This is a genomic window from Oerskovia douganii (assembly GCF_015142735.1).
In the GTDB taxonomy this organism is placed as follows: Bacteria; Actinomycetota; Actinomycetes; order Actinomycetales; family Cellulomonadaceae; genus Oerskovia; species Oerskovia douganii.
This window is the reverse complement of sequence record NZ_JACSPN010000004.1, coordinates 40,888-57,330: the sequence shown is the minus strand read 5'-3', so window position 1 is coordinate 57,330 and position 16,443 is coordinate 40,888. Positions and strand designations below refer to the sequence as shown.

Sequence of the window (16,443 nt, the reverse complement as noted above, 5' to 3'; positions counted from 1 at the left end):
TGGACCGACCGCGTGTGCAGGCCGGTCTCTGCGGACGGGGAGGGGCAGCTCTGGCGCCACGAGGGCCGCTGACCTGCGGCAGTGCCGGTGGCGGAGAGGGAGGGCCGAGGAGACGTCACGGCTAGAGCCTATTGCGGCACGGGTGAGGACCGGCAAGCGGGCGGAGCGCTTCGGGTGGAGGACTTGTGCAGATCAGGCCGCGGGAGGGGGAGTGTCCTCCGGCTTGGCCACGGACTCGATCCGTGCCTCGGCGAGGCTCAGCTCCCGCGTCAGGAGCGTGATCTTGCGCGAGAGCTGGTTCGCCCGCCGATGGCTCGTCGCGATGTAGCTGACGAACGCGATCACGAGCGCGTAGAGCAGGAGGTCGGTCCCACGGCCGACCCCGATGAGGTTGGCGAGGTACGACAGGGCCTGAGGGAAGACGATGGCGGCGACGGACGCGACCACGAAGCCCGCGAGCAGCAGCCTGCGGATGGCCTGGTGGCGTGCGTCGGCGGTCGACCGCGTGAGGAGGACGGCGACGACGGCGATCGCTGCGAGGAGGATGACCTGAATCAGCATGAGGAGCCCTTCCGGTCTACTTGAAGACCAGGTCGACGAGGATGTTGACGGAGTTCCAGAGCGACTGTCCCTTGCCGCGCGAGTAGTCCGTGTACAGGACGTGGACCGGGTGCTCTCCCCACGGGAGGCCGGTGCGCCCGAGCTGGAGCACGATCTCGCTGGCGTGGGCCATGCGGTCCTGGTGGAGGTCCACCGTGCGCGCCGCGTCGACCCGCAGGACGCGCAGCCCGTTGTGGGCGTCCGTGAGCCTCAGTCCCGTGCTGCGGTTGGTGAACCAGACCGCCGTGCGGAGCACGGCCCGCTTGAGCAGCCCCGGCCGCGTCCGGTCGTCGAGGAAGCGTGACCCGAACACGATGGCCAGGTCCTCGGAGCGGGCCCTCTCGACCATCGAGACGGCGTCCTCCACCTGGTGCTGCCCGTCCGCGTCGAACGTCACGACGTAGGCGGCACCGGGCCGGCTCCGCGCGTACTCGATGCCTGTCTGCAGCGCTGCACCCTGGCCGAGGTTCACGGCGTGCCGCAGGACCGTCGCGCCGGCCTCCCGGGCGCGGGCGGCCGACTCGTCCGAGCTGCCGTCGTCGACGCAGACGATGTGCGGGAACGTCCGCAGGGCCGCACGGACGACGTCGCCCACCACCTCGGCCTCGTTGTACAGCGGGACCACGAGCCAGACGTCGTCGAGCGTCCGACGGTCCGGCGAAGGGGCGACGAGGGTCGACTCGGTGAGGCCGGGCGCCTCAGGGGATTCCATGGCACGTATTCTTGCAGGCCGACCTGACCGGTCGATGTCACGACCGTGCGGTGGTGCCCCGGTCGCACCGCCCGGTGACGTCGTGATGCACGCCGTGACCGTGGTCGATGTCACTGTGCGCGCCGTCTAGAGTGTTCCTGGGCTACTGAGATCTCGAAGGGATTTTTCATGACCATTCGCATCGCCCCCAGCGCCGATGTCTCCGACGACGCGAGCATCGGTGAGGGCAGCCAGATCTGGCATCTCGCTCAGGTGCGAGAGGGCGTCAGACTGGGCGAATCATGCGTGGTCGGACGAGGCGCCTACATCGGCACCGGAGTCCAGGTGGGTCGACACTGCAAGATCCAGAACTACGCACTCGTCTATGAGCCGGCGACCCTGGCTGACGGAGTCTTCATCGGCCCGGCCGCAGTCCTCACGAATGACACCTACCCCCGTGCTATCAATCCTGACGGCTCGCTGAAGAGCGCTGACGACTGGCACGCGGTCGGTGTGACGATCGAGAAGGGCGCGTCCATCGGAGCACGTGCCGTCTGCGTGGCGCCTGTGACGGTCGGAGCCTGGGCAACCGTGGCTGCCGGTGCCGTCGTCACCAGAGATGTCCCTCCCCACGCGATCGTCGTCGGTGTGCCGGCGCGGCAGGTGGGGTGGGTCGGGTACGCGGGTCAGCCGCTCGAACGACAGGGGGACCACTGGGTCTGCCCGGTGAACGGCACCCGTTTCGAAGAGCACGAGAACTCCATCAGAGAGGTAGTGGCCCCATGAGCCAGGCGCTTATCCCAGCAGCCAAGCCGATCGTCGGCGACGAGGAGCGAGAGGCGGTCGACCGTGTCCTACGCAGCGGGATGATCGCCCAGGGCCCGGAGGTCGCGGCCTTCGAGAAGGAGTTCGGCGACGTCCTGGTGGGCGGCCGCACCTCGGTCGCCGTGAACTCGGGCACCTCGGGTCTGCACCTCGGGCTCCTGGCTGCGGGAATCGGTCCCGGCGACGAGGTCATCGTCCCGTCCTTCACGTTCGCCGCCACGGCGAACTCGGTCGCGCTCACGGGGGCGACCCCGGTCTTCGCCGACATCGAGCCCGAGTACTTCTGCCTCGCCCCTGACGCCGTCCGGGCCGCGGTGACCGAGCGGACCAAGGCGATCATGCCGGTCCACCTCTACGGCCACCCCGCCGACATGCCGGCGCTCCAGGCGATCGCGGACGAGCACGACCTGCTCCTCTTCGAGGACGCCGCCCAGGCGCACGGGGCCTCGCTCGGCGGGCGCCCCGTCGGCAGCTTCGGCGCGTTCGCGATGTTCAGCCTCTACCCGACCAAGAACATGACGTCGGGCGAGGGCGGCATGGTCTCGTGCGCGACCGACGAGATCGCGCGCAACGTCCGCCTGCTGCGCAACCAGGGCATGGAGAAGCAGTACGCCAACGAGGTCGTGGGCTTCAACGCCCGCATGACCGACGTCCACGCGGCGATCGGTCGCGTGCAGCTCACCAAGGTCGGTGGCTGGACCGCTGACCGCCAGCGCAACGCGGCCTTCCTCGACGCGCACCTCGAGGGGGTCGTCACCCCGCGCGTCGCCGACGGCGCCGTGCACGTCTACCACCAGTACACGATCCGCGTCTCCGAGGACCGTGACCGGGTCGTGACCGCTCTGCGCGAGGAGCACGGCGTGGGGTCGGGGGTCTACTACCCGATCCCGAACCACCGTCTCGAGAGCCTCAAGCACTTCGCTCCGGGCCTGGAGCTCGCGGAGACCGAGAAGGCCGCGGCAGAGGTCATCTCGCTGCCCGTGCACCCGTCGCTGTCGGCCGAGGACCTCGACCGCATCGTGACCGGCGTCAACGCCGTCGTCAAGGCAGGTGCATGATGGCGAACCTCAGGGCCGGACTCATCGGTATCGGAGCGATGGGGCGCCACCACGCACGCGTGCTGCGTGAGCTCCCCGGCGTGGACCTCGTCGCGATCGCGGACCCGGGCGGCGACCCGTACGGCGTCGCGGGTGACCTCGAGCTCCTGCGCACCGTCGACGAGCTGATCGCCGCACGGATCGACATCGCGGTCGTCGCGGTGCCGACACGGCTCCACGAGGAGGTCGGGCTCGCGCTCGCCGCCGCAGGGGTCCACACCATGGTCGAGAAGCCCATCGCCGAGAACGGCGAGGCGGGCGCGCGCGTCGCGCAGGCGTTCAAGGACGCCGGTCTCGTGGGGTGCGTCGGACACATCGAGCGTTTCAACCCTGCGCTGCAGGAGATGCGTCGGCGCATGGAGGCCGGCGAGCTCGGTGAGGTCTACCAGATCGCTACCCGTCGCCAGGGCCCGTTCCCGGCGCGCATCGCCGACGTCGGCGTGGTCAAGGACCTCGGGACCCACGACATCGACCTGACCGCGTGGGTGGCGCAGAGCCCGTACCAGTCGATCACGGCGAAGACGGCTCACCGGAGCGGCCGCCCGCACGAGGACATGGTCCTCGCGACGGGACAGCTGCAGAACGGCGTGATCGTCAACCACATCGTGAACTGGCTCTCTCCCATGAAGGAGCGGCTCACGATGGTGACCGGCGAGCGCGGGGCCTACGTCGCGGACACCGCGAGCGCCGACCTGACGTTCTACGCCAACGGTGTCATCCCGACCGAGTGGGAGTCGATCACCGCGTTCCGCGGTGTCTCCGAGGGCGACATCGTCCGCTACGCGATCGCCAAGCGTGAGCCGCTGCGTGTCGAGCACGAGGCGTTCCGCGACGCGGTGCTCGGGGTCAGCGACGACGTGGTCACGATGGAGGAGGGGCTGCGGACGCTGAGGGTGGCCGAAGCAGTCCTCGACTCGGCGGCACGTGGCGTCACGGTTGAGCTCTGACGTCCTGAGCGAGGGGCACCCGGCGCGTCGTGCGCTGGTGCCCCTCGCTGTCGTCGTCACGGCAGGGGCACAGCTCGTCCGGCTCCTGGCCGCCCAGGACTCCGGTGCGGTGGTCCTGCCGACGTCGACCTTCGTGATCGTCGCGCTGTCGGTCTGTCTCGTCTGGCCCGTCGGGCAGTGGTTCGTCCTGCGGCGACTCCTCGGGGACGACCCCTGGAGCCAGGCGTGGGCGACGCTCGCGGTCCTCGCGGTCGGTTGGTACCCCTGGCTGACCCTGACGACCCTGGCGCCGCGGGACGTCGTGGCCGTCTCCTTCCTGCCCGTGGCCGTCGGGCTGTTCCTCGACGGTCGGACCCGTCGTGGTGCCCGACGCGTCGTGGAGCTGGTCGCGGGACCTGCCCTGGCCGTGGCCGTCGCGGTCGTGCTGTCCGGCGTGGCGTCGCGTGCTCCTGGCCCGGCGACGCCCGAGACCCCTGCACAGGCGGCCGGCGAGGTCCTGCTCGGTACCGCGCTGCGGCTGCCCCCGGCCTGGCTCGGTGGTGCGCTGGTCGTGTGCGGGGTGGTCTGGTTGGTCCTCGGGCGACGGTGGCTGGTCCTGCCCGCCGTCCACGTCGTGCTCGGCGTGCTCTACGTCCTCGCGTCGTCCCCCTGGATCCCGTACCTGGGATACGCCGCGTGGACGTCGCTGCCGCCCGCCACCGTGTTCGTGGCGTGCCTCGGTGTGAGCGGTTCGCTGCTCGCCGGGGCCGGGGCGGCGTCTCTGCTCGCGCTGGCGCGCGGCATGCGTCTCGGCCGGTGGCCGATGGTGCTGCTCGCCGTCGTGGCGCTGGGGATGGCGGTGATGTCCGACACGGGCCTCGTCGCCGGACTCGTCTCCGGGGTCGTCGCCGTCACCACCTGACTCTTCGTCGGGAACGTCCGAATGGTCGCGACGCGCCCGGGGGACCGTGAGGGCTGTCGTCGCCCCGACGCACATAGGGCCACGTATGGTCGGTGAGCGGAGTGCGCGCCAAGACGTGAGACGAGGGGCGACAGGCATGAGGAATCGACGCGACAGAAGAGGGCTGGCGTTCGGGACGGTGCTCGTGCTGAGCAGCGTCGCTGCGGTCGCGCCCGTCCAGGCGACCGAGCAGGGCGTCGGCACGGCGGTCACGGTGGACGACGACACGGGCGTCGCCGCGGCCGAGGCGACGTTCACCCTGGAGGAGGACCCCGCGCTGGCCGACGAGATCGCCGACCAGGCGGCCTCGAGCTCGGACCCGCTGGTCGACGAGAGCACGCCCCAGGCTGTGCCACCGGCGGCGGCAGCGCCCGGAGCGCGGGCTCTGGCCGTCCAGGACGCCCTGCTGTCAGCCGCTGGTCCGGGTGCGGGCTACGCGACGGTCGGGGTCACCTGGGACGCAGGGACGGCACCGGACGGAGTCGACGTCGCGGTCCGTACCCGCGAGGGCGAGACGTGGAGCGACTGGGTCCCGCTCGAGCTCGAGGGCCTGAGCGCGCCCGGTGAGCCCGCGCCGTCCGGCCCGACGGACGGGCCCGCACCGCGCGACGGCACCGAGCCCCTGCTCGTCGGCGTCGTCGACGAGGTCCAGGCGGTCGTCCGTGGGGTGGGTGACGACCTCCCGGTCAACCCCGAGCTGGTCATCATCGATCCGGGGAGCGACACCACCTCCGGGGCGCCGGATGCGTCCGCGGCCGGTGGGACGGCCGACGGTACGGCCGACGTCGACGACCTCGGCGGTGTCCAGCTCGTCGCGAACCGTCCGACGACGGGGGTCCCCGAGGCCGGCGCGGTCTCCTCGCTCGACGCGTCCGCGCTGTCCGTCGCGTCCGCGGTGGACCTCGCCGAGCCGACGACCGCGTTGTCGGCGACGGCTGCGCTCCCCTCAGCGGTGAGCGCCCCCGTCCCGGCGATCCGGTCGCGCGCTCAGTGGGGTGCCGACGAGTCGCTCATGAAGTGGACGCCCCAGATCGGCGTCGTCAAGGGGGCCGTGATCCACCACACCGCCGGGTCGAACAACTACACGGCTGCGAACGTGCCGTCGATCCTGCGGGGTATCTACACGTATCACGCGTCGTCGCGCGGTTGGGGGGACATCGGGTACAACTTCCTGGTCGACAAGTTCGGCGGGATCTGGGAGGGCCGCAGCGGCGGGATCGACCGGGCGGTGATCGGGGCGCACGCCGTGGGCTTCAACTCCGAGCTCTTCGGAGTCTCGGTGCTCGGGAACTACCAGGAGGTCGCGGTCCCGCAGGCGGCCGTCAACTCGGTGAGCCGGGTCGTCGCCTGGAAGCTCGCCCTGCACGGGGTCCGTCCCGACGGGACCGCGGTGGTCGGTGGCGTCCGGCGCCCGGTCGTCGTGGGGCACCGCGACGTCGGTCAGACGAGCTGCCCGGGGGCGTACCTCTACCCGCTGCTCGGGAGCATCCGTGCCTCGGCGACGTCGCTCCAGGGGACCGTGCTCGACCGCGGCCCGACGCACGACCTGACCGGAGGCTCGGCACCGGACCTCGTGCTGCGCGGAGCGGCCGGCGTGTCGCTCGGTACCGCGAGCGCCTCGGGGTGGCGCCCCGCCGCGCTCGTCGGCAGCGGGTGGACCGGCCCCAAGACCATCGCGCCCGGTGACTGGGACGGTGACAAGGTGCCCGACCTCATGCTGCTCGGCACGGACGGCCGGCTCTGGCTGTACCCCGGGACCGCCGCCGGGGGCTGGGGTGCCAAGCGGGTGATCGGCACCGGCTGGCAGACGATGAACCTGATCATCGGGGGGCACGACTGGAACGGCGACGGGAGGCCCGACCTGCTGGCCAGGCAGGCCCGCGACGGTTCGCTCTGGCTCTACCCGTCGGCAGGCCAGGGGCGGTTCGGCGCGGCACGGAAGATCGGCGTCGGGTGGAACGGCATGACGTCCCTCTCGATGGCGGGCGACCTGCGCGACGGACGCCCGGCGTTGGCCGCGAGGGGCGCGGACGGCGTCCTCCGCACCTACGTCGGCGACGGCAAGGGAGGGTTCTCGGGCAAGGTGCTCACGCTGGGTACCGGGTGGAACGCCATGACGGCGATCATCGGAGCAGGAGACCTCAACGGCGACGGGAACGCGGACCTCGCCGTGCGGGACTCGGCCGGCAACCTGTGGACCTACGCGGGGGACGGAGCGGGGGGCTACCTGGGTCGGTCGCGCATCGGCACGGGGTGGCAGGGGTTCACCGCTGTCCTGGCCGCCGGGCGTGCTGGACCCGGGCAGGACTTCTACGCGATCGCGGCCGGTGGTGCTCTCTACCGGTACGTCTACCAGGGGAGCGGGGCCATCGACCGGACGATCGCGACGGGGATCTCCTCGTCCGGGGTCGCCGAGGCGATCGCACCCGGGGACTGGAACGGCGACGGGCGCCCCGACCTGCTGACGAGACGGACCAACGGAGCCCTCTACCTCCACGCAGGGCTGTCAGGGGGCGGGTTCGACAAGGCGGGGCGGCAGATCGGCACCGGCTGGAACGTGATGAGCCAGGTCGTCGCCGCCGGTGACTGGCTCGGGACGGGCGTGCCCGGCCTGGTCGCGCTCAACCGGTCGACGGGTCGCATCTGGTTGTACCCGGGAGACGGCAGGGGAGGGTTCGGCGTGCCGCTCCAGCTCGCGTCGGGTGCCTCCTCGGTCGACATGATCGTCAGCGTCGGCCAGTGGGCCGGAGCGATGGCACCGGACCTCGTCACGCGCGAACGGGGGACGGGACGGCTGCACCTGCGTCGGGGGAACGGGGGAGCGACCCTCGGGGCGCCGACACTGATCGGTACGGGGTGGGCCTCGTTCTCGGCGATCGTCGGCTCGGGTGACGCGGACGGCGACGGGAAGCCAGACATCCTCGCGGTGGGCGCCGACCAGAAGGTCTACCTCTACCCGGGGAACGGTGCGTCGGGGTTCCTGTCGTCCCGTGTCTTCGGGAGCGTACCCGCAGGGACCACGGCCTCCTGACGGCCTCTGGGGGACCGTCGACGGGACGGGTCGTCCGCAGCCTCCGCGCTGCCGGACGGCCCGTCCCGTCGTGCTCGTGCGGTCGGGCGGACCGCGTAGGGTCGTTCACTGCACGGAGCCGCAGAGGGCTCTGACGTCCGAAGGCTGGTGGAACGCTGGTGAACGTGATGGAACTGATCCCTGGGCTCGCGCTGATCCTGGCGCTCTGGTGGGGGCCAGGACTCCTGGTCGGGGCCGCCCTCGGCCTCGGCTGGCGCGCGCTCGTCGGGGTCGCACCACTCATCAGCGTCGGGGTGCTGACCGCCGTCGGCGTCTGGTCCGGGGTCGTCGGGCTGCCGTGGAACCTCGCCCGGGCCTCGGTCGCCGTCGTCGTCCTCGCGGCGATCACGCTGGCAGTGCGTCTCCTTCTCGAACGACGTCGGCGCTCGACGCCGGCCGTCGCAGACCGGGCAGACCCCGCCGCGGGGTCGGGGACGACGGGCGTCGAACCAGGGGACGGCACACCGCGCCTCGAAGGAAGGGCGCTCGCCGTCGTCGCGGTCGGCGTCCTCCTGGGGGTCGTGGTCGGCGCCGTGATCTGGTGGCGGGGCACCGACGGCCTGGTCCTCATGAACCAGGACTGGGACATCCCGTGGCACGCCAACATGATCCGCCTGATCGCGGAGGCCGAGGAGTGGACGACCTCCCTCGCGGGGAACTTCGCGTACTACGACACCGTCGTCGAGGACGCACCGATCAGGAACTACCCGATCGCCTTCCACGCCATCGCGGCGCTCGCCTGGCCCGGCTCGGGACTCGCCGTGCCGCAGTTCCTGGGGCTGTTCCAGATGATGATCGTGGCGGTGCAGCTCCCGTTGTCCGCGGCAGCGCTGACCTGGCACCTGACGCGCCGCAGCGGGGCGACCGCGCTCGCCGCGCTGGCGGCCACCATGCTCAGCTCCTTCCCCTACGACCTGCTGTTCCGCGGGCCGCTGATCCCTCTCGTCGCGGGCCTGGCGCTGCTCGGCCCGTTCGTCGTCGCGGCGGCCCGGTCCGACCAGCACCTCGCGTGGCGCTGGCGGCTCGTGGCGGGGATCGGCGCCGTCGGGCTGTTCGGGGCCCACGCCAGCATCGCGGTCGTCGCGGTCGTCGTGCTCGTCGCGTGGTTCGCCCTGGCGGTCCCTGCCACACCCCGGGCCTTCGCCCGGCGTGGCCTGGGGCTCGTGACGATCGGGGTGATCGCCGCGGTGCTCGCAGGTCCCCTCGTCCTGGAGATGCTGCGGGAGTCCGGTCGGGTGTCGGAGATCACCTGGCCCGCGTACGAGACGGTGCCGCAGGCGTTCGGGGAGGTCCTGTTCCTCTCGCACGGGAACACGATGGCGCAGTGGGGCTGGGCGATCCTGCTCGTCGTGGGGTGCTTCGCGATGCTCAGGTCCGCCCGCGTGCGCTGGTACCTGTTCGCCTTCCTCGTCGCGGTCGCGGTCGCGGCCATGACCGCCGGGTCGGACGGGGAGCTCATCACCTCGTTGACCGCCTTCGTCTACAACGACTCGTGGCGACTCGTCGGGTTCGCCACGCTCCTCGCCGTGCCCGTGATCGGGATGGGCGGTCAGCGGGTCGCGGACGCCGTGGTGCAGGCGTGGCGTGGGACCAGGTTCCGAAGGGTGGGCGTCGTCGCGTCGGCGGTCCTGGCAGCCCTCCTGCTGAGCCTCGTGGTGCGCGCCGACGTCGCGCGCAACGTCTGGACCCTGCAGCGCGGCTACCGGGAAGGAAGCACCGTGACGGCGGCCGAGCGGCAGATGATGGAGTCCTTGACGGCGATCGTGCCGCCCGAGGGACAGGTGCTCAACGACGCGTGCGACGGTTCGGTCTGGATGTTCGCCCTCGCCGACCGGATGCCCATGATCCGGCACTTCGAGATCGTCCCGACGGACCGTCAGCTCCTGCTGCTCAACCGTTTCAACCAGTTCGACACCGACCCCGAGGTGCAGCAGGCCGCGGCCGAGCTGGGCATCACCCACGTCTACGTGAGCGACGGACGGGTCAGGGGCTATCTCCCTCGTCCGGCGGGCCTCGAGGACCTCGACCAGGTCGAGGCCCTCGAGAAGGTCGCCGAGAACGAGGTGGCGCGGGTCTACGAGATCGACTGGGACCGCGTCCCGGGCAGCGAGACGCTGCTCGCCGAGGCCGCGGCGTCCCAGGAGAGACGCCCCGGCGTGCCCGGCATCTGGCAGTCGCTCGACCCTGCACCCCTCGAGGACCAGAACGCCGTGTGCATCTGAGCCGGGTGCGCGTCAGAAGATGCGTTCGATCGAGCTCCATCCCGTGCCGACCTGGCGACGCGCCTGGAACGAGCTTCCCGACCACGGGTAGAGGTACATCCTGCCCGTGCTGTCCGACGCGAGCAGGTCCGGGACGCCGTCGCCGTCCCAGTCGTCGACCGGGAGGAGCAGGCGCATCCCGCTCCAGCCGTTGCCGATGCGGACCGGGCTGAAGCCGCCGGTGCCGTTGCCGCGGTAGAGGAGGAGGTCTCCGGTCTGCGACCGGGCCAGGAGGTCCGCCGTGCCGTCACCGTTCCAGTCGCCCGCGCCGAGGACCGCGGTCATGCTCGACCAGCCCGGCCCGACGAAGCGTCGCGCCCCGAACCCGCCCGTGCCGTTCCCGGGGTACAGCCACATGGACCCGGAGGTGTCGATCGCCAGGAGGTCTGCGTCGCCGTCGCGGTCGACGTCCCCCGGAGCCAGGATCGTCGACATGGAGCTCCACCCCGGGCCGACGACGGAGCGAGGGCCGAAACGGCCTGCGCCGTCGGAGGGGTACCGGTACAGGGTCCCCTGAGCGCTGACCGCGAGGACGTCCGGGTTGCCGCTGCCCGTGAGGTCGCCGGCGCGGATCACGAGGCGCATGCCGGACCAGCCCGACCCCACGGTCGTCTGCCGGAGGAACCCGCCCGTCCCGTTGCCCTCGTAGGCCCGCAGGCCGCCGCCGGGGATCTGGGCGAGGAGGTCGGGGCGTCCGTCGGCGGTGAAGTCGGAGTCGATCCGTGACGACGCGGTGAGCTTCCACCAGTCGCTCCGCAGACCCAGGGCAGATCGGAAGGCGGACCCCGTGACGGTCGTCGAGCCCGTCGACCCTGCGACGACGACGCGCTCGACACGCCCGCCCCACTCGCCGTTCCCCGTGCGTGACTGGACCGTGATGCTCCGCACCGTGCCGACCGACGGGAACGCCGAGCGCAGCTGGGCAGCAGTGAGCTTCACCGACCACCGGTGCACGGGGTTGCCCGTACCGTCCCACGGGTCGGCTCGTGCGACGAGGTAGGGCTGGCTCCCGGCGGCGGTCCAGCCGCCGTTCGACGCGCTGAACTGCGTGAAGGCGGGACGCCCGCCGGAGTGGCGGACCTGGTTGGCCGTCGACGTGATCGCTGCGTCGGTCGTCGCGGCCTCGTGCAGCGCCGTCTGGACGCCGGCGGAGGTGAACGACTTGTGCCCGGCGTAGACCTGGCACTGGGTCGTGTCGCAGGAGTGCCAGGCGGCCCCGGGAGCCTGCGCCCGCTCGAAGGACGCGTAGGTCCGGGCGGCGACGCTCTGGGCGCGCAGCGCGTCCGCGGGCCAGGACGACGGCGACTCCGCCGGGACCACGGAACGCAGGTAGTCGTCCATGCGCACCTCGTTGACGGTCCTGATCCGCGGTGAGGCGCCGTCGATCACCGCCCGGACCGTTCCCCGGTAGTCCTTCTGCGTCCCGGTCGGCCCGATGAGGCGGATGAACCCGGACGGGGCCGCGATGCTCAGGAAGCCGGGCGAGGCCCCCTGCGACCATCTCTTCCAGGAGCCCCCGACGAGCCCGTCGAGGTACAGCCCGGACCCGCTGCGGGTGATGCGCCACTGGGTCACCGTCTGACCCGGGAAGCCGATCGGGGTGTTGCGGTTGACGCTGTCCGAGGCCGTCATGCCCGGGACCGCGAGGATCCTGACGTCGTTGTCCGAGTCCGCCGAGATCAGCACACGGATCGGTTCGTCGGCCTGGGCCACGGAGGTGGTCCCCGGGTAGTAGAAGTCGAGGATCTGCTGGTACCCCACCCCCTGGCTGGCCGCGGCACGGGCTCCGTACTGCGACATGCCCCGCCCGTGGCCGTACCCGCGCCCGGCGATCGTGATCGTCCCGGTGCCGGGGAGGGTGACGCGCTCGACCGTCGACACGGGTGCGGCCGTCGCCTGCGGGGCATGGCCCACCGCCAGCGTGAGCGCCAGGGTGAGGCACGTCGCCACTGCGGGCAGACGGGGTATCGATATCATGCGAGACTCCTCGATTTGGTCCGACTTCAGGCTACGTCGGTGCTTGGACGACCGCAGGGAACGAGTACTCTTGCCCGGGCGTTGCGCACGGAGCGGTGGGTGCGGGCGACCAAGGTAGCCATAGAGAGGTATGCGAACAGATGGCACGTCAGTCCGGTGTGCGGCGAGTCCTCGACCACTCCGCGACGCGGTACCTCCTGGTCGGCGGGTCGGCGCTGCTCCTCGACCTGGGGCTGCTGACGCTGTTCTACCGTGGGTTCGGAGCGCCGCTGTGGCTCGCGACCGCCTGCGGGTTCTGGGGAAGCTTCGCGTTCAACTTCACTCTGCAACGACGGTTCGCCTTCGGTGGTCAGACACCGACCGGTCGGGCCCTCCTGCGCTACTGCATGCTTCTCGCCGTCAACTCGCTCGTGAACATCGTGTTCGTCGAGGCCTTCGAGCGGATGGGCTGGGGCTTCGCCGCGGGCAAGATCGTCGTGACGGTGGCCCAGACGTTCTGGAACTATCTCGCGTACCGCCACTGGGTCTTCGCAGCCCCCCGCGACCCTGCCCCGGCCCCCCCTCCCGAGGCGGACCACGAAACTACCCGGCCGACCACCGAGGAGAACTGAGAATGTACAAGGGAGCGAGGATCGCGGCAGTGGTCCCGGCCTACAAGGAGGAGTCGATGATCCGTACGGTCATCGACACCATGCCCGACTTCGTCGACCACATCGTGATCGTCGACGACTGCAGCCCGGACGGGACGTCCGAGGCAGCGAAGTCGTCGGACGACCCCCGGGTCGTGCTCATCAGGCACGAGGTCAACAAGGGCGTGGGCGGGGCGATCATCACGGGGCACCGGGCCGCCATGGAGAGGGGGGCGGACGTCGACGTCGTCATGGCCGGTGACGCACAGATGGATCCTTCCTACCTGCCCGACCTGCTCGACCAGGTGACCTCGGGCGGCTTCGGGTTCGCCAAGGCCAACCGCTTCTTCCGTCCCGACTCCTACGTCGGCATGCCACGGCACCGTGTCTTCGGCAACGTCGTGCTCTCGTTCATGACGAAGTTCGCGTCCGGGTACTGGCACCTGTTCGACCCGCAGAACGGCTACACCGCGGTCCGGACGTCGGTGCTCGAGAAGATCGACCTGGACCGCGTCTCGGAGCGGTACAGCTTCGAGAACGACCTGCTCATCCACCTGAACGTCGCGGGTACCTCGGCGGTCGACGTGCCCATCCCTGCGGTCTACGGGAACGAGGTGTCGAGCATCAGGTTGGGCAAGGTCGTCCCCGAGCTGATGAGCCTCCTCTTCCGGGGCTACTGGTACCGGCTGTGGTACCGCTACGTCCTGTGGTCGTTCTCCCCGGTCGCCCTGCTTCTCTTCATGGGGATGTTCCTGACGTTCGTGGGCGTCGCCGCCGGCGTCTGGACGATCGCGGCGACCTGGAACTCGACGCCGGCGACCGCCGGGACGGTGCTGCTCGCCGTCACCCCGTTCGTCCTGGGCGTCCAGATGCTCGTCTCGTCGTTGCAGCTCGACATCCAGGAGAGCCCCGACAAGCCCAACCTGGCGCCCTTCGTATGAGCGCTCGCACGCCACGGGTCACGGTCGTCAGCCGGATCTTCGCCCCGGAGCCTGCCGCCGCCTCGTTCAGGTTGTCCGCTCTCGTCAAGGCTCTGGACGACCGCGGTGCCGACGTCACGGTCCTCACCGTCCGCCCTCACCGGGGCTCGTCGGCGGCGTCCGGCCGCTCGACGCCGGGGGCCCGGGTGCGCCGTTGGCCGGTGCTGCGCGACCGGACGGGCTACGTCCGGGGGTACGTCCAGTACATGAGCTTCGACCTCCCGCTCTTCTTCCGCCTCCTCCTGTGCCGGCGGCCGGACGTCGTCGTCGCGGAGCCGCCACCCACGACGGGTGTCGTGACGCGCGTGGTCTGCGCGATCCGTCGGGTGCCCTACGTCTACTACGCGGCCGACGTCTGGTCGGATGCTGCGACGTCGACGGGGGCTTCCGGACCCGTGGTCTCGGTCCTCCGGCGGCTCGAGAAGTGGGCCCTGTCCGGCGCCCGCCGGGTCATCGCGATCAACGACGGTGTGGCGGGACGGGTGCGTGCGCTCGGTGCGCGGGACGTGGCCGTGGTCCGCAACGGAATCGACACAGGTGTCTTCACCGATGCCGGTACGCCGCACCAGGACGCGCCGACGGGCCCCTACGCGGTGTACGCCGGCACCACCTCGGAGTGGCAGGGAGCCGACATCTTCGTCCGGGCGATGCCGCGTGTCCAGGCGGCCGTGCCCGATGCGAACCTGGTCTTCCTCGGGCAGGGCAGCGCCTGGGAGGCGCTCCAGGAGGTGGCCGCGTCCTTGCCGGACGGGGGTGAACGTGTCAGGTTCCTGCCGGTCGCCCCGCCTGCGGTGGCCGCCCAGTGGCTCCGTGGAGCCCGGGCCTGCCTGGTGAGCATGCGCCCCGAGCAGGGGTACGACTTCGCCTTCCCGACGAAGGTCTTCGCGGGGGTGGCGTCGGGGACGCCGGTCCTCTTCGCGGGGCCCGGGCCGGTGCGCGAGGCGTTGTCGCAGCACGCCCTCGGCGTGTCCACGGACTACGACGTCGACGAGGTGGCCGACGAGATGATCGAGCTGCTCCGCCAGGAGCCCACGGCCGGCACGCGGCACAGGCTCGCGTCGTGGGCCGTGCAGAACGCCTCTGCCGAGAGCACCGGCCGGGCCGCGGCCGACGTCGTGCTGGCAGCGGTCGGCCGACGCACCGTACCCGACGGGGTTGTGGCATGACCGGGCTCGCCCGCGCGCGCCGGGCACTCGGTGAATCGATGGTGCAGGGCTATGCGTCCTTGCCGCGAAGCGTCCGCCGCCCGATCGAGGTGCTCCGTGACGGTCTGCCGACGACGTGGCAGACGGCCCTGGCCGCGTCCCTGCCGGGGGTGGGGGCCGCCGTGCCCCCTCCCGTGGCCGCCCCCGTCGCGCCCGTCCGGCTCTACGTCGGCCCGGCCAACTCCGCGGGACAGGGGACACGGTGGGCCCGTGCCGCGGAGCGGCTGCCCGGGGTGGCGGCGGTGAGCATGGCGACCGTCTCGCACGGGGCGTTCGCCTTCCCGGCCGACCACGTGGTCGCGCAGGACGTCTACTCCGCCTCGGCGACCTGGGCGCACACCCAACGCAAGGCGGTCCGGCGGGGCTTCTCGCACGTCCTGATCGAGGCCTGTCGCCCGCTGTTCCCTCGGTCGGGTGACGGTTCGGCGTTCTCCGAGGCGCGGGACCTGGCCTCGCACGGCGTCTCGGTCGCGATGGTGTGCCACGGGAGCGAGGTCCGGTTGCCGAGCCGGCACGCGGCCGCGTCCCGGTGGTCCCCCTTCCTCGAGACCGACTGGCCGGACGTCGCCTTTCTCGAGGAGCAGGCGCGACGCAACCGTGCGGGTATCGAGGCGTCGGGGCTGCCCGTGCTCGTCTCGACCCCTGACCTGCTGCTCGACGTACCGTGGGCGACCTGGCTTCCCGTGGTCGTCGAGCCTGCCGTGTGGGCGACGGACGAGCCTCCGCTGGAACGGCCGGTCCCGGTCGTCGTCCACGTGCCGAGCAGCGGCGTCATCAAGGGCACGTCGCTCATCGAGCCCGTCCTGGCGGACCTCGAGAGCCGTGGGTTGATCGAGTACCGCGCCGTTCACGGTGTCCCCTCCGCAGAGATGCCGGCCATCTATCGGGGTGCGGACATCGTGCTCGACCAGTTCCGGATCGGGAGCTATGGGGTCGCCGCGTGCGAGGCGATGGCTGCGGGACGGGTGGTGGTCTCGCACGTGGACGAGCAGGTGCGTGGTCATGTGCGGGGGGTCACGGGGGGTGAGGTGCCGATCGTCGAGGCGACGGTCGAGACGCTGGAGGGTGTGATCCTGGGGTTGCTCGAGGATCGTGAGGGTGCGCGGGAGGTGGCGGCGCGTGGTCCGGGGTTCGTCCGGGACGTGCACGACGGTCGGGCGTCGGCCCGCGCCCTCGCGGACTTCCTCGGCGTTCCCGCGACGGAGGTCGACGCGCCGTGAA

13 protein-coding genes are annotated in these 16,443 nt (G+C 71.4%); 10 read left to right on the top strand and 3 right to left on the bottom strand.

All coding sequences use genetic code 11. The annotated features are described in order from the left end of the window. Positions 1-192: 192 nt before the first annotated feature. Positions 193-561, bottom strand: a complete 369-nt coding sequence (locus H9623_RS04470) for a DUF2304 domain-containing protein (RefSeq protein WP_193718863.1) — start codon at positions 559-561, stop codon at positions 193-195. A 16-nt stretch (positions 562-577) separates the two neighbouring features. After that, positions 578-1,312 (bottom strand): glycosyltransferase family 2 protein, encoded by a 735-nt coding sequence (locus tag H9623_RS04465; protein WP_193718862.1) that lies wholly within the window; start codon positions 1,310-1,312, stop codon positions 578-580. Positions 1,313-1,480: 168 nt separating this feature from the next. On the opposite strand from H9623_RS04465, the gene H9623_RS04460 reads away from it, so the two are divergent. The 6 genes from H9623_RS04460 to H9623_RS04435 all read left to right on the top strand — a co-directional run bounded on the left by H9623_RS04460 (position 1,481) and on the right by H9623_RS04435 (position 10,392). Continuing rightward, positions 1,481-2,077 carry an acyltransferase gene (locus tag H9623_RS04460; protein WP_193718861.1) on the top strand — a complete coding sequence of 199 codons (597 nt, stop codon included), beginning with the start codon at positions 1,481-1,483 and terminating at the stop codon, positions 2,075-2,077. After that, complete coding sequence (locus H9623_RS04455) at positions 2,074-3,174, top strand: DegT/DnrJ/EryC1/StrS family aminotransferase (protein ID WP_193718860.1); 1,101 nt, start codon at positions 2,074-2,076, stop codon at positions 3,172-3,174. The genes H9623_RS04460 and H9623_RS04455 overlap by 4 nt, the downstream gene beginning before the upstream one ends. After that, positions 3,174-4,160, top strand: coding sequence for a Gfo/Idh/MocA family protein (locus H9623_RS04450; RefSeq protein ID WP_193719016.1), 987 nt, complete (start codon positions 3,174-3,176; stop codon positions 4,158-4,160). The genes H9623_RS04455 and H9623_RS04450 overlap by 1 nt, the downstream gene beginning before the upstream one ends. Further along, positions 4,150-5,061 (top strand): hypothetical protein, encoded by a 912-nt coding sequence (locus tag H9623_RS04445; RefSeq protein ID WP_193718859.1) that lies wholly within the window; start codon positions 4,150-4,152, stop codon positions 5,059-5,061. Before H9623_RS04450 ends, H9623_RS04445 begins: the two co-directional genes overlap by 11 nt. A 136-nt stretch (positions 5,062-5,197) precedes the next feature. Further along, positions 5,198-8,131, top strand: a complete 2,934-nt coding sequence (locus tag H9623_RS04440) for an FG-GAP-like repeat-containing protein (protein WP_193718858.1) — start codon at positions 5,198-5,200, stop codon at positions 8,129-8,131. A 167-nt stretch (positions 8,132-8,298) separates the two neighbouring features. Continuing rightward, positions 8,299-10,392 carry a DUF6541 family protein gene (locus H9623_RS04435; protein ID WP_193718857.1) on the top strand — a complete coding sequence of 698 codons (2,094 nt, stop codon included), beginning with the start codon at positions 8,299-8,301 and terminating at the stop codon, positions 10,390-10,392. A 12-nt stretch (positions 10,393-10,404) separates the two neighbouring features. On the opposite strand, the gene H9623_RS04430 is transcribed toward H9623_RS04435, so the two are convergent. Continuing rightward, complete coding sequence (locus H9623_RS04430) at positions 10,405-12,408, bottom strand: SpoIID/LytB domain-containing protein (RefSeq protein WP_193718856.1); 2,004 nt, start codon at positions 12,406-12,408, stop codon at positions 10,405-10,407. Positions 12,409-12,548: 140 nt separating this feature from the next. Here H9623_RS04430 and H9623_RS04425 point away from each other — a divergent pair, with 140 nt between their 5' ends. Genes H9623_RS04425 through H9623_RS04410 form a run of 4 tightly spaced genes read left to right on the top strand, consistent with a single transcriptional unit; the run spans position 12,549 to position 16,442 of the window. Further along, entirely contained in the window at positions 12,549-13,019 is a 471-nt protein-coding gene (locus tag H9623_RS04425) for a GtrA family protein (RefSeq protein WP_193718855.1), read from the top strand. 2 nt (positions 13,020-13,021) lie between these two features. Continuing rightward, entirely contained in the window at positions 13,022-13,978 is a 957-nt protein-coding gene (locus H9623_RS04420) for a glycosyltransferase family 2 protein (protein ID WP_193718854.1), read from the top strand. Continuing rightward, positions 13,975-15,183 (top strand): glycosyltransferase family 4 protein, encoded by a 1,209-nt coding sequence (locus H9623_RS04415; protein ID WP_193718853.1) that lies wholly within the window; start codon positions 13,975-13,977, stop codon positions 15,181-15,183. Before H9623_RS04420 ends, H9623_RS04415 begins: the two co-directional genes overlap by 4 nt. Then, positions 15,180-16,442, top strand: a complete 1,263-nt coding sequence (locus tag H9623_RS04410; protein WP_193718852.1) for a glycosyltransferase family protein — start codon at positions 15,180-15,182, stop codon at positions 16,440-16,442. Before H9623_RS04415 ends, H9623_RS04410 begins: the two co-directional genes overlap by 4 nt. Position 16,443: the final 1 nt, after the last annotated feature.